Source organism: Xanthomonas sp. 10-10 (assembly GCF_040182365.1).
Classification (GTDB): Bacteria; Pseudomonadota; Gammaproteobacteria; order Xanthomonadales; family Xanthomonadaceae; genus Xanthomonas; species Xanthomonas arboricola_F.
On record NZ_CP144460.1, the window covers coordinates 4,200,830 to 4,213,742 of the forward strand.

Sequence of the window (12,913 nt, forward strand, 5' to 3'; positions counted from 1 at the left end):
GCGACGCATCCACAGCCCCGGCACTGCGGCCGGGCTCACACGGCAGGCCGACGCTCCGGCGTCACCGCCGCCTGACCAGGCCAGCCGGAAGCCTGCCACTGCCGCTGCGCAGCGCCACGCAGCCACTGGCCGATGACCGGCAGGGCGCGACACTGGCAAACTATGGGCTTTCCGCCCAAGCGAAGCCCGATGCGTCTTTCCCAGTTTCACCTGCACACCACCAAGGAAACCCCGGCCGACGCCGAGCTGGTCAGCCACCGTCTGATGCTGCGCGCGGGCATGATCCGCAAGCTGGCCTCCGGGCTGTACACCTGGTCGCCGCTGGGCTTGCGCGTGCTGCGCAAGGTCGAGGCGATCGTGCGCGAGGAGATGAACCGCGCCGGGGCGGTGGAAGTGCTGTTCCCCACCATCCAGCCGCGCGAGCTCTGGGATGCCACCGGGCGTTGGGAAAAGTTCGGCGGGCAGCTGCTCAAGATCAGCGACCGCAAGCAGCAGGAGTTCTGCTACAGCCCCACCGCCGAAGAGGCCGCGGCCGACTTCGCGCGCCAGGAGATCAACAGCTACAAGCAGCTGCCGCTGAACTTCTACCAGATCCAGACCAAGTTCCGCGATGAGATCCGCCCGCGCTTCGGGGTGATGCGCGCGCGCGAGTTCCTGATGAAGGACGCCTACTCCTTCCATCTCACCGATGCGGACATGGCGCGCGAATACGACAACATGCGTGCGGCCTACACCCGCATCTTCACCCGCCTGGGTCTGGAGTTCCGCGCGGTGCAGGCCGACTCTGGCGCCATCGGTGGCGATGCGTCGCAGGAATTCCACGTCATCGCCGACTCCGGCGAGGACTCGCTGGCGTTCTCCACGGCCTCCGATTACGCCGCCAACGTGGAAACCGCCAGCGCCGCGCTGCCGGGTCCGCGTCCGGAAGCGGCCGAGGCCATGCGCCAGGTCGATACGCCCACCCAGAAGACCTGCGAAGACGTCGCCCAGCTGCTGGGCATCGCGATGCAGCGCACGGTCAAGTCGGTGGCGGTGATGACCGCCGCCGGCTTCGTGCTGGTGCTGGTTCGCGGCGATCACGCGGTCAACGAGATCAAGCTGGCCAAGGTGGCCGGCCTGGCCGGTTACCGCCTGGCCAACGAGGCGGAAATCCGCGACCACCTCGGCTGCGAGCCGGGCTTCCTGGGGCCGGTGAACACCGCCCGCCCGGTGCGCGTGGTGGCCGATCGCGATGTCGCGGCCATGGCCGATTTCGTGGTCGGCGCCAACGTGGCCGGCGCCCACCTTGCCGGCGTCAACTGGGGCCGCGACCTGCCCGAGCCGGAGACGGTGGCCGATGTGCGCAACGTCATCGACGGCGAACGCGCCGCCGATGGCGGCGAGCTGCGCCTGGCCCGCGGCATCGAAGTGGGGCACGTGTTCCAGCTCGGCAGCCAGTACGCACAGGCGCTGCAGGCCACCGTCATCGACGAAAGCGGCAAGGTCGCGGTGATGAAGATGGGCTGTTACGGCATCGGTATTTCGCGCATCGTGGCGGCGGCAATCGAACAGAACCATGATGACGCCGGCATCCTCTGGCCTGCCCCGATGGCCCCGTGGCAGGTGGTGGTGTGTGTGATCAACCCCAAGCAGGATGCCCAGGTGGTCGCCGCCGCCCAGGCATTGCTGGACGAATTGATCGCCGCCGGTCTCGACGCCGCATTGGACGATCGCGGCCTGCGTCCCGGCGCAATGTTTGCCGATATGGAACTATTGGGCATTCCGCATCGGGTGGTGGTCTCGGAACGTGGATTGGCAGCCGGCACATTTGAATATCGCGCCCGCACCGCCGAATCGGCGGAAAATCTGGATAAGGCCGGATTATTCTCCCGCCTGGGGTGCTGATCAAACCGGGCAATCACGCTCCAATTGGATGAACACAAGGCGCCGATTTATTTCGGCGCATTTGTCATGCGGGTTTTCTGACATTATGATGGCGCCGCTGCCAAGGACCGGCATTCTTTCTCTCTCAATCTTCCGGAGTAGTGATGTCGATCGATCTTTCTGGCCTGTCGGCCAAGCAGCTGGGCGCCCTGATCAAAAATGCAAAGAAGCAGCAGACCGTGGTTGCCAAGCGCGCCCCGATCGCCAAGGTTCGCACGCAGCTGACCCGCGCGGCTAAAGCCCAGGGTTATTCCATCGAAGAATTGTTTGGTACCGCCGCCAGTGCCGGCCCGGGTCGTCCGGCCGCTGCCGGCAAGCCGGGTCCGCGCGCCGGCCGCAAGCTGGGCAAGGTTGCGCCGAAATACCGCAACCCGTCCAACGCCCAGGAGACCTGGACCGGCCGTGGCAAGCAGCCGCGCTGGCTGGCCGAACTGACCGCTGCTGGCAAGAAGGTGGAAGACTTCCTGATCAGCAAGGTCGGCGGCGCTGCAAAGAAGGCATCGGCAAAAAAGGCCGCGCCACGCAAGACGGCCACCAAGCGCGCTGCCAAGAAGTCCAAGGCCGCTTGATCCAGTCCAATAAAGACGCCGGCATTGCCGGCGTTTTTTATTGGACGATTTTCTGGCAGCTCATAAATTCTTGCGCGCCGGAATCAGCAGGTTCCCAAACAGCAAACCGGCCATCAAAGCCATCACGATATTGGTGACCGCCAACAATGCGGCTTGTCCGACGCTGACATCCTGTTGCTGCACCAGGGTCAAAAATCCCCGCAGGCTCACGCTGCCGGGAACCAGCATGATGATGCCTGGCAATCGAATCAGCGCACCGGGTTTTTGCACCACCCGCCCGAACAGGTTCCCGGCGGCAGTCAACGCCATGGCCGAGGCAAATACTCCGGCCGGACCGCCCCAGGCATGCCCGGCATAACGCGCAATGACATAACCGGACATCGCTGCGGCCATGATCCATAAATAATCGCGCCGATTGGCCTTGAACAACACCGCAAACGCATAAGCGGCCACCAGCAACGAGGCCCATTCCACCCAGCCGGCTTGCGGACGCAAGGCAGCCACCTGGGGGTGAAGACCCATCAATTGGGTCAGCGTCACCGCAATCACCGCGCCCACCGTGAGCTTGAGCACCGTGGTCACCGCACCGGCCAGCCGCGCCGTGCCGGACACCCAGTGCTGGCTGGCCAGCTCGTTGAACGCATTGGTCAACGACATGCCCGGCAACAGCACCACCAGCGAGGCGATGATCACCGTGTTGAGATTCAGCGGCCCGACCAGCGAGGCCACCAGCGCGGCGACCACGCCAGCCAGCAGTCCGGCCAGCGCTTCGCCGGCCTCCTTGGTGGCGGGGCGTTTGTCGGTGTACTGGGTCAGCAGGCCGATCGACATGCCGATCGCGCCAGCGGTGGCGATATCCAGCCAGGGCAACTTCCACAACCCGGCCACGCCGGCCGCGGCCAGGCCGAAGGCCAGCACCTGCAAGGTCTTGCCGCGCCGGTCGACCTCACGATCCAGGCGGCGCAACGCGGTGTGGCCCTGCGCAATGCTCATGCGGCCGTTGGCCACGCTGTCGGCCACGTAGTCGGCCACGCTGAGCTTGTAGAGATCGTTCTCGCCCGGCGCCAGCCGGATCACGCGGGTGATGTCGCTGGACCCGATCGCCTTGGTCGGGTCGCTGAAGCTCAGGATGATGCCGGTGGGATTGGACCACGGCTCGCAATCCAGGCCCAGTTTCTGCGACAGACCCACCACCGCAGCCTCCAGGCGCTGCGCGGTGGTGCCATAGGAATGCAGGCGCCCGGCAATTTCCGACACGAAGGCGACGCGCTGGGCGTAGGTGGCGCTGGCGGACGGTAAGACAACGGTGGCAGCGGACATGCGTGGCGGGTCGGATCGGGAAAACGCCGTGCGGCGAGGCCGCCAGTGTATGCCGCAGCGCGCGTGGCCGGCGGCTCCGTCGGCGGCCGCACCGACATCGCTTCGGTCGCGTCCCCATCTTTCGCTCACACCGGCGCGGTATGCTGGCGCCACGGACAGGCCACCCATGATCAAACCGCAACCTCCACGCATCGAACAAGACTCGCAGGATCAGGCACAGGTCCGACTCTCCGGCAGTTGGGTCCTGGCGACCGCCCTGCCCCAGGCCGAACTGCTGCAAGCCGTGCCCGACGGGGTGCGTCGCATCGACGCGCGCGGCATCGGGCAACTGGATTCGGCCGGCGTGCTGCAGCTGCTGCGCTTTGCCGGCCGCCTGGGGCTGAAAGAAGACGCCATCGATTTCCGCGATGAACACCAGGCGCTGGTGTGCACCATCGAAGAACTCAACGACGAGCGCCCCAAGCCGAAGCGCGACTACGGCTTCGTCGCCGCGCTCGACCGCCTGGGCCGCACCACCCATGGCGTCGGCCAGGGCATCCTGGAACTGAACAGCTTTCTGGGCGAAAACATGGTCAAGATCGGGCGGCTGATCCACGAGCCGCGCCGCTTCCGCCTGACCTCCACCGTGCACCACATGGAGCAGGTCGGCCTGGATGCGGTGCCGCTGGTGGTGCTGCTGTCGTATCTGGTCGGCGCGGTGATCGCGTTTTTGGGCTCGACCATCCTGCGCGACTTCGGCGCGGAGATCTACGTGGTGGAGCTGGTGTCGATCGCCTTCCTGCGCGAGTTCGCCGTGCTGCTGACCGCCATCGTGCTGGCCGGGCGCACTGCCAGCGCGTTCACCGCGCAGATCGGGGCGATGAAGTCGCGCGAAGAGGTCGATGCCATCCGCACCCTCGGGCTGGACCCGATCGACCTGCTGGTGATTCCGCGCCTGCTGGCGCTGATCTTCACCCTGCCGCTGCTGACTTTCATCGCGATGATCGCCGGCCTGGCCGGGGGCGTCACCGTGGGCGCATTCGATCTGGATATCCCGCCGCAGATGTATCTGGCGCGCATGCACGACACCATCCAGTTGCGGCATTTCTTGGTCGGCTTGTCGAAGGCACCGTTGTTTGCGCTGGTGATCGGCCTGATCGGCTGCCTGGAAGGTTTGAAGGTCAGCGGCACCGCGCAGTCGGTGGGCGAGCGCACCACCTCCTCGGTGGTGCAGACGATTTCCTTGGTCATCATCCTCGATGCGATTGCGGCGTTGTGGTTCATGAAGATGGGGTGGTGATGAGGCGGGGATTCGACATTCGGGATTTGGGATTCGTGCAGAGCAGAAGCGAGGCGCTTGCACTGGTATTCGGGAGAGAAGTGCCTTGACCAATCCCGAATCCCCACTCCCCAATCCCGGCCCAGAGGCCGACGACGACCAGCTGGCGATTTCCGTGCGCGGGCTGACCAACCGCTTCGGCAGCCAGGTGGTGCACGAGGAGCTGGATCTGGACGTGCGTCGCGGTGAGATCCTGGGCGTGGTCGGCGGCTCGGGCACCGGCAAGTCGGTGCTGATGCGCAGCATCCTGGGCCTGCGCGAGCCGGACGCCGGCAGCATCCAGGTATTGGGTGCAGACGCGCGCTCGGGCCGTTTCGCCGACCGCCAGCACATCACCCGCAATACCGGGGTGCTGTTTCAGGACGGCGCGCTGTTCTCGTCGATGACCGTCGGCGAAAACGTGCAGGTGCCGCTGAAGGAACATCACGGCGAGTTTCCCGAGCGCTGGTATTTCGAGCTGGCGCTGCTGAAGATCAAGCTGGCCGGCCTGCCGGCCGATGCGCTGGACAAGCTGCCCTCGCAATTGTCCGGCGGCATGCGCAAGCGCGCCGGCCTGGCGCGGGCGCTGGCGTTGGACCCGCCGCTGCTGTTTCTGGACGAGCCCACCGCCGGGCTGGACCCGATCGGCGCGGCCGCCTTCGACCGCCTGATCCGCACCCTGCAGCAGGCGCTGGGCCTGACCGTGTTCCTGATCACCCATGACCTGGATACGCTGTACGCCATCTGCGACCGCATCGCGGTGCTGGCCGATCGCAAGGTGATCGCCAACGCACCGCTGGCCGAGGTCGAGCAGATCGACCACCCCTGGATCCAGGAATATTTCCACGGTCCGCGTGCCCGCGCCGCGCGCGCGGCCAAGACCGACTCCACCGAGACCGCCTGAGCATGGAAACCAAAGCCAATTACGTCCTGATCGGCGCCTTCACCATCGTGGCAGGCCTGGCCTTGCTGCTGTTCGGGCTATGGGCCGCCAAGTACTCCTCCGACCGCACCTGGCAGCAGTACCGGGTGGTGTTCCGCGAGGCGGTGACCGGCCTGTCGGTCGGCAGCCCCGTGCAATACAACGGCATCGCGGTGGGCTCGATCACCGAGCTGACGCTGGCGCCGAACGACCCGCGCCAGGTGGTGGCGCATGTGCGGGTCAACTCCACCACGCCGATCAAGAGCGACACCCGCGCCAAGCTGGCCATCACCAGCCTGACCGGCCCGTCGATCATCCAGCTCTCCGGCGGCACGCCCGAGGCGCCGTCGCTGACCACCATCGACAAGAGCGATGCGCCGATCATCCAGACCACGCCCTCTGCATTGCAGAACATCACCGATACCGCCAACCGCATCGTCGAGCGCATGGACGAAATGCTCTCCGACAAGAACGTGGCCAGCATTTCGGCCACGCTGCAGAACCTGGAAAAGATCAGCGGCGGCATCGCCGACCGCGACGAAGGCATGCAGGCGCTGATCGTCAGCGCACGCGATGCCGCGCGCAATCTGGATACCACCCTGACCACCACCAATGGCACCATCAAGCGGCTGGACCAGAACCTGGTGCAGCAGCTGCCGGGCATCCTCAACAAGCTGGACGCAACGCTGGTCAAGCTGGATTCGGCCGCCGGCAACGCCGACAACATCCTTGGCGAGAACCGTGCGGCCATCAACAGCTTCGCCAACGACGGCCTGGGCCAGCTCGGACCGACACTGACCGAATTGCGCGGCCTGATCCGCGACCTGCGCCGGGTCAGCGACAAACTGGACAACAACCCTGCGCGCTACCTGCTCGGTCGCGACGCACCCAAGGAGTTCGAACCGAAATGACTGCCATGCGCCTGTTGCGTCCCCTGCTGTGCGTCTCGCTGCTGGCGCTGGGCGGTTGCTCGGTCCTGACCGGTGGCGACCAGAAGCCGGCCACGATCTATGCCCCCACCGTGCGCGTCACGCCCAATCCCACCTGGCCGCAGGTGATTTGGCAGTTGGCGATCGCCAAGCCAAGCGCGGCCCGCATCGTCGACAGCCCGCGCATCAACGTGCGCCCGACCCCCGGCGAGTTGCAGGTCTACCACGGCGCCGGCTGGGCGCAACCGGCTACCGACATGCTGGAAGACAGCGTGGTGCGCGCGTTCGAAGACTCCGGCAAGATCGCCGCGGTTGCGCGCATCGGCGCCGGGATCCGCTCGGACTACAAGCTGGCGATCGACCTGCGCCGCTTCGAAGCCGATTACGCCGGCCAGTCGCTGCCCTCGGCCACGATCGAGCTCAACGCCAAGCTGCTGCATTCGGCAGATCAACGCGTGGCCGCCTCGCGCACCTTCCTGGTCGCACGCCCATCCAGCGGCACCGACACGGCTGCTGTGGCAGCGGCATTCGAACAGGCGATGACCCAGGTCACCACCGAGCTGGTCGGCTGGACCTTGGTCACCGGCCAGCAGGACAGCCAGAACCTGCCGCGCTCGTTGTAGGCGCGAACGGCAGACTCAGAGCAGCCAGGAAAACGTAGCCAGCGGCCGCCAGGTGGGCACGGACGGCGCGCAGGAGCCGGGGCATACGAGTGGTACATACCGGTTCCGAGCACCGGCCGCGCCCGCCTGGGGCTGCCGCAACGCGGCTGATCTGCTGCCTGACTGCAGGGCCCTTGCCCGCCCACCATCGCGGGACACGCTGCAAGTACGTCCTTGTAAGCTCTTACGCGGCATCCATGCCGCGTAAGGTCCCGTGACGGTGAGCGGGCAAGGGCCAGTCAAGATGGTCGGTGTGCAGGGTTTTCAGTAAAGCTGCCAGCCAACTATCTGGTGCGGTGTCCTCGCCGATTGCGGGACCGTTGGCGGCATGGATGCCGCCATCGAGCCCCCATGGACGGGTTAACGGCGTGTCCCGCGAGCGGCGAGGGCACCGCGCCTTCGATGCTGCGAGTTTGCTGCAGGGCCCTTGCCCGCCCACCGTCACGGGACACGCTGCAAGTACGTCCTTGTAAGCTCTCACGCGGCATCCATGCCGCGTAAGGTCCCGTGACGGTGGGCGGGCAAGGACCAGTCGAGATGGTCGGTTCGCAGGGTCAGTAAAGCTGCCAGCCAACGGTCTGGTGCGGTGTCCTCGCCGGTTGCGGGACCGTGTGGCGGCATGGATGCCGCCACCGAGCCTACATGGACGTACTTGCGGCGTGTCCCGCAAGCGGCGAGGGCACCGCGCCCTCGACCCACTCAGCATTTGACATAAGCTTCTGACTGTATCAACCAAGATGCGACTAACAAAACCGCTGCGCCCCCGCCAGCCGAGCGCTCGCTACGTTTTGCTAGCCGCTCTTATAGCTGGGACACGCGCATCGCGATCTGACGAAAGGTCAGATTGATGCGCTCGCCGACTGGCTTTACGGTGCGCGGCAAGGCGTGTTTGTAGTAACGCTGGGTATCGCCGCCCATCAGCAGCAGATCGCCGTGGCCCAGCTCCAGCGTCTGCTTCAACGCTGTATCGTCGCGATGCTTGAACGCGAACCGCCGCGTCGCGCCCAGGCTCAGCGACGCGATCACCGGCTGCGCGCCCAGCTCCGGCTCATCGTCACTGTGCCAGCCCATGGCATCGGCTCCGCTGCGGTAGCGGTTGACCAGCACGCTGTTGAACGGGCAGCCGGTTTCATCCTGCAGACGCGTACGCAAAGGCTGCAGCACCTCCAGCCACGGCTGCGGCGCAAACTGCGTGCCCGAGTAGCGATAGCTGGCATCGGCATCGCCGATCCAGCTGCTCAGACGCGGCGAATCCACCACCCGCCCGAACATTCGGATGCGATGGACTTCCCACTGCACCTGGTCCAGCAGCGCCTGCATCAGCGCATCGGCATGCGCGGCCTGCAACCAGCCGCGACACCAGTGGATCTGAGCTTGCGGCAGTGCAACGCGTATTTTCATGCACAAACGCTAGCATGCGCGCGTCGGAGCGCACCGGCAGCGGCGGATGAATCGACGCGATTTGCCGCCATCACATGCAATCCCGGAAAATACGCCCCAGCCATCGAGCCAACGGGAGCGGAGCAATGTCGGAAGCGGGAATCGGCGCGCAAGCGTCAGAGACGGTCGAGCGCGACGTCATGGAATACGACGTCGTCACCGTCGGTGCCGGTCCGGCCGGGCTGTCGTTCGCGATCCGGCTCAAGCAGCTCAACCCCGAGTTGAGTGTGTGCGTGATCGAAAAATCCAGCACCATCGGCGCGCATATCCTGTCCGGCGCGGTGATCGAGCCTGGCCCGCTGGATGCGTTGCTGCCCGGCTGGCGCGACAACCCGCCGCCGATCTGCGTGGCCGCCACCGAGGACGAATTCTGGTTCCTCGGCAAGGACAGCGCGCGCAAGTTCCCGGTGGTGCCGCCGGGCATGCGCAACCACGGCAACTTCATCGTCAGCTTAGGGGCGATGTGCGCCTGGCTGGCGCCGCAGGCCGAAGCGCTGGGCGTGGAAATCTACCCGGGCTTTGCCGCCGCCGAGACGCTGCATGACGACAGCGGCCAGGTCATTGGCGTGCGCATCGGCGACATGGGTGTGGCCAAGGATGGTTCGCACAAGCCCGGCTATACGGCCGGCATCGATATCCGCGCCAAGGTCACCGTGCTGGCCGAAGGCGCGCGCGGGCATCTGACCAAGCGCCTGCTCACTCGCTTCGACCTTACCGCAGACAGCGACCCGCAGGGCTATTCGATTGGCATCAAGGAGTTGTGGCAGGTGCCCGAAGGCCGCGTCACGCCCGGCAAGATCGTGCACACCATCGGCTGGCCCGCCGACAATCGCACCTACGGCGGCAGCTTTCTGTATCACCTGGACAACAACCAGGTCGCCCTCGGCTACGTCAGCGGGCTGGACTACAGCGACCCGAAATACCAGCCGTGGGAAGCCTTCCAGCAATGGAAAAACCACGCGCTGATCAAGTCGCTGCTGGAGGGCGGCAGCATTCTTTCGGCCGGCGCGCGTGCCATCGTCACCGGCGGCTGGCAGTCGTTGCCGAAAGTGGAAATGCCCGGCGCCCTGCTGATCGGCGACACCGCCGGCCTGCTCAACGTGCCCAAGATCAAGGGCACCCATCAGGCGATCCGCAGCGGCATGCTGGCGGCCGAACACCTGGTGCACTCACAGCTGGTACCGCAAGGCTTCGACGCCAAGCTGCGCGCCTCCGATGCGATGGCCGAGCTGAAAGAAGTGCGCAACATCAAGCCTGGCTTCAAGAAGGGCCTGTGGTTCGGCCTGCTCAATGCCGCCTGGGAAACCGCGCTCAAGGGCGCCTCGCCGTGGACGTTGAAGAACAAGGCGGACTGGTCGGCGCTGCACAAGCTCGGCGACTACGAACAACCCAAGCGCGACTACGGCACGCGCGAACTGGCACCGCGCGACCGCCTGCAGGCGGTGTATTTCGCTGCCACCGAGCATGACGAAGACCAGCCCGTGCACCTGAAGGTGCTCGACACCGACATCTGCGCCACCCGCTGCGTGCAGGAATACGACAACCCCTGCACCCGGTTCTGCCCGGCCAACGTCTACGAGATGGTCGCAGACACCGACAGCCCCTCCGGCAAGCGCCTGCAGATCAACGCCGCCAACTGCGTGCACTGCAAGACCTGCGACATCAAGGACCCCTACGAGATCATCACCTGGGTCACACCGGAGGGTGGTTCTGGGCCGAACTACCAGAACCTGTGAGTGCATCTGGTCGCTCCGTGGGCTCACGTGCGCGCGCGCAATTATTCGGGCTGCTGCGCACTGCGTTTCGTGCGTTGCCGCTGAGCGAAGCAACGCGCGACCGTTGGCGCATGTGGTTTCTGGACAGACATTCTGGGTGGGTACCGGAGCCTGAGCGAGGACGCACAGGCTACGATGCCTCGCGCCGCGCCGTCAGCCGTGGCGATGAAGCTGCGATCGGCCACGTTCGGTATCGCCCAGCCACCTTGCCTGCGACGCTTCCAGCCACTCTGGTTGCGTTCTATTTGCCGCAGTTTCACCCCATCCCGGAAAACGACGCCTGGTGGGGCAAAGGATTCACCGAATGGCGCAATGTGACCCGCGCCCTTCCGCAATTCGAGGGGCATCAGCAACCCAGGCTGCCCGCCGACCTGGGCTTTTACGACCTCCGAAATCCTCAGACCCTGCGTGAGCAAGCGCGGCTGGCGCAGGACTACGGCCTGGGTGCGTTTTGCTTTTATTTCTACTGGTTCGCCGGCAAGACTTTGCTAGAAATGCCAATCCGCCAGTGGCACGAAGATAACTCGATCACGCTGCCTTTTTGCCTTTGCTGGGCCAACGAGAAGTGGGCACGTCGCTGGGACGGGCGCGGCGACGATATCCTGATCGATCAGGCGCACGATGCCGATGACGATCTTGCTTTCATCGCGCATGTCGCGTCCTACATGCGCAACCCGAAGTACCTGCGCGTGGATGGGCGTCCCCTCTTGCTCGTCTACCGCCCTCATCTGCTACCCGAGCCAGCGCAGACGGCAGCGCGCTGGCGCGCCTGGTGTCGTGACAACGGCATCGGCGACATCCATCTTGCCTACGTGCAGGGCTTCGAACGGCCCGATCCACGCGATATCGGCTTTGATGCCGCCGTCGAATTTCCGCCGAACATGAGTACCCCAGCGTCGGTCGTCGCCAAGCAGCGCCTGATAAATCTCGACTTCAACGGCGAAGTACTGGATTGGCGAGAGCTGGCGCGTGACATGGAACAGCGCCCGTTGCGCGACTACACGCTCTACCCCGGCGTCAATCCGGGCTGGGACAATGAGCCGCGTCGCTCGGGAAAAGGACGCGTCTTTCTGCACGCATCGCCTCGCCGATATCGCGACTGGTTATCGCACACCGTACAGCACCGCCTCGCTGACGCCCCACCGGTGCATCGCATGGTCTTTATCAATGCCTGGAACGAGTGGGCAGAAGGCGCGGTGCTCGAACCCGATACGCGTCTCGGGCATGCCTGGCTGGAGGCTACACGGCAAGCCCTGCTAACTCCGACCCAAGGTACTGCAACGCCCGGCCAACACAAATTTTGCGTCGTCTTGCATGCTTGGTACCTGGACGTCTTGGACGAGATGCTCGATGCGATCGTTCAAGTGGATATGCCACTGCGACTTGTGATCACCACCGAAACCACGCTGGTCAATCAGGTTCGTCAGCGCGTGGCGCAACGTGAGCTGCACGCTGAGGTGGAAGGCTTCGAGAACCGCGGCCGCGACGTTCTTCCTTTTCTGCATGTTGCCAATCGACTGCTCGACGAAGGCGAACAACTGGCAGTCAAACTTCATACAAAAAAATCGACTCATCGCAGCGACGGCGAAGCCTGGCGACGTGAAATGCTTGCAGCGCTGTTGGCGCAACGCCACGTCGACGCAATTGTGGATGGGTTTGCCATCGATCCGTCGCTCGGGCTGGTCGCGCCGGCAGAACATGTCTTGCCGGTCGCCGACTTTGTCGGGGCCAATGCCGACACCCTGGATTACCTGGCCGTTCGCACTGGCAGCGCCGCAGTTGCAGAACAGAGCCAGTTTGCGTCGGGCAGCATGTTCTGGGCCCGACTCGAGGCGCTGCGTCCATTGCTCGACGCGCATCTGCATCCGAGCGAATTCGAGAGCGAGCAGGGCCAGATTGACGGAACCCTGGCACATGCGATCGAACGATTTGTTGGCGTTACGGTGACGCAGTCCGGACACCGGCTCACAACGATCGAACAGGTTCTGGGAGTGGGCAAACCTCCCTCGGCAGCGCCTTATCGCTATGCCCGCAAGGCGCCATGACGGCGCTCTGCGGACAATGACATCGGCCTCG

The 12,913-nt window shown here is 65.1% G+C and carries 10 protein-coding genes and 1 other RNA gene; 8 read left to right on the forward strand and 3 right to left on the reverse strand.

Annotation, left to right across the window (positions count from 1 at the left end):
- Positions 1-189: 189 nt before the first annotated feature.
- A complete protein-coding gene (locus VZ068_RS17580; RefSeq protein ID WP_349656008.1) occupies positions 190-1,884 on the forward strand; it encodes a proline--tRNA ligase in 1,695 nt (564 codons plus the stop codon).
- Positions 1,885-2,027: 143 nt separating this feature from the next.
- Positions 2,028-2,492, forward strand: coding sequence for an H-NS family nucleoid-associated regulatory protein (locus VZ068_RS17585; protein WP_259156493.1), 465 nt, complete (start codon positions 2,028-2,030; stop codon positions 2,490-2,492).
- Between the two features lie 60 nt (positions 2,493-2,552).
- On the opposite strand, the gene VZ068_RS17590 is transcribed toward VZ068_RS17585, so the two are convergent.
- A complete protein-coding gene (locus VZ068_RS17590) occupies positions 2,553-3,812 on the reverse strand; it encodes a threonine/serine exporter family protein (protein WP_259156494.1) in 1,260 nt (419 codons plus the stop codon).
- Positions 3,813-3,861: 49 nt separating this feature from the next.
- Between VZ068_RS17590 and VZ068_RS17595 the strand changes: the two genes are divergently transcribed.
- From VZ068_RS17595 to VZ068_RS17610, 4 genes are all read left to right on the forward strand, one after another.
- Entirely contained in the window at positions 3,862-5,091 is a 1,230-nt protein-coding gene (locus tag VZ068_RS17595) for an ABC transporter permease (RefSeq protein ID WP_259156496.1), read from the forward strand.
- 85 nt (positions 5,092-5,176) lie between these two features.
- Entirely contained in the window at positions 5,177-6,013 is an 837-nt protein-coding gene (locus tag VZ068_RS17600; protein WP_259156499.1) for an ABC transporter ATP-binding protein, read from the forward strand.
- Between the two features lie 2 nt (positions 6,014-6,015).
- Positions 6,016-6,942 (forward strand): MlaD family protein, encoded by a 927-nt coding sequence (locus VZ068_RS17605; RefSeq protein ID WP_005991785.1) that lies wholly within the window; start codon positions 6,016-6,018, stop codon positions 6,940-6,942.
- Positions 6,939-7,583 (forward strand): ABC-type transport auxiliary lipoprotein family protein, encoded by a 645-nt coding sequence (locus VZ068_RS17610; protein ID WP_349656009.1) that lies wholly within the window; start codon positions 6,939-6,941, stop codon positions 7,581-7,583. The genes VZ068_RS17605 and VZ068_RS17610 overlap by 4 nt, the downstream gene beginning before the upstream one ends.
- Positions 7,584-7,605: 22 nt before the next feature.
- Here the strand turns inward: VZ068_RS17610 and VZ068_RS17615 are convergent.
- Positions 7,606-7,681, reverse strand: a non-coding RNA gene (locus VZ068_RS17615) — sX9 sRNA.
- A 742-nt stretch (positions 7,682-8,423) separates the two neighbouring features.
- On the reverse strand, positions 8,424-9,023 hold the full coding sequence (locus VZ068_RS17620) for an alpha-ketoglutarate-dependent dioxygenase AlkB (RefSeq protein WP_349656010.1): 600 nt from the start codon (positions 9,021-9,023) through the stop codon (positions 8,424-8,426).
- A 125-nt stretch (positions 9,024-9,148) separates the two neighbouring features.
- On the opposite strand from VZ068_RS17620, the gene VZ068_RS17625 reads away from it, so the two are divergent.
- Both VZ068_RS17625 and VZ068_RS17630 read left to right on the forward strand, forming a co-directional pair.
- The gene (locus tag VZ068_RS17625; RefSeq protein WP_349656011.1) at positions 9,149-10,798 is read left to right on the forward strand and encodes an electron transfer flavoprotein-ubiquinone oxidoreductase; all 1,650 of its coding nucleotides are present in this window, start codon (positions 9,149-9,151) and stop codon (positions 10,796-10,798) included.
- Positions 10,795-12,882 (forward strand): glycoside hydrolase family 99-like domain-containing protein, encoded by a 2,088-nt coding sequence (locus VZ068_RS17630; protein WP_349656012.1) that lies wholly within the window; start codon positions 10,795-10,797, stop codon positions 12,880-12,882. Before VZ068_RS17625 ends, VZ068_RS17630 begins: the two co-directional genes overlap by 4 nt.
- The last annotated feature ends 31 nt before the right edge of the window (positions 12,883-12,913 follow it).

Coding starts and splice junctions, on each gene's coding strand:
- VZ068_RS17580 (WP_349656008.1), top strand. CDS start 190: ATGCGTCTTTCCCAGTTTCACCTGCACACCACCAAGGAAACCCCGGCC.
- VZ068_RS17585 (WP_259156493.1), top strand. CDS start 2,028: ATGTCGATCGATCTTTCTGGCCTGTCGGCCAAGCAGCTGGGCGCCCTG.
- VZ068_RS17590 (WP_259156494.1), bottom strand. CDS start 3,812: ATGTCCGCTGCCACCGTTGTCTTACCGTCCGCCAGCGCCACCTACGCC.
- VZ068_RS17595 (WP_259156496.1), top strand. CDS start 3,862: ATGCCGCAGCGCGCGTGGCCGGCGGCTCCGTCGGCGGCCGCACCGACA.
- VZ068_RS17605 (WP_005991785.1), top strand. CDS start 6,016: ATGGAAACCAAAGCCAATTACGTCCTGATCGGCGCCTTCACCATCGTG.
- VZ068_RS17610 (WP_349656009.1), top strand. CDS start 6,939: ATGACTGCCATGCGCCTGTTGCGTCCCCTGCTGTGCGTCTCGCTGCTG.
- VZ068_RS17620 (WP_349656010.1), bottom strand. CDS start 9,023: ATGAAAATACGCGTTGCACTGCCGCAAGCTCAGATCCACTGGTGTCGC.
- VZ068_RS17625 (WP_349656011.1), top strand. CDS start 9,149: ATGTCGGAAGCGGGAATCGGCGCGCAAGCGTCAGAGACGGTCGAGCGC.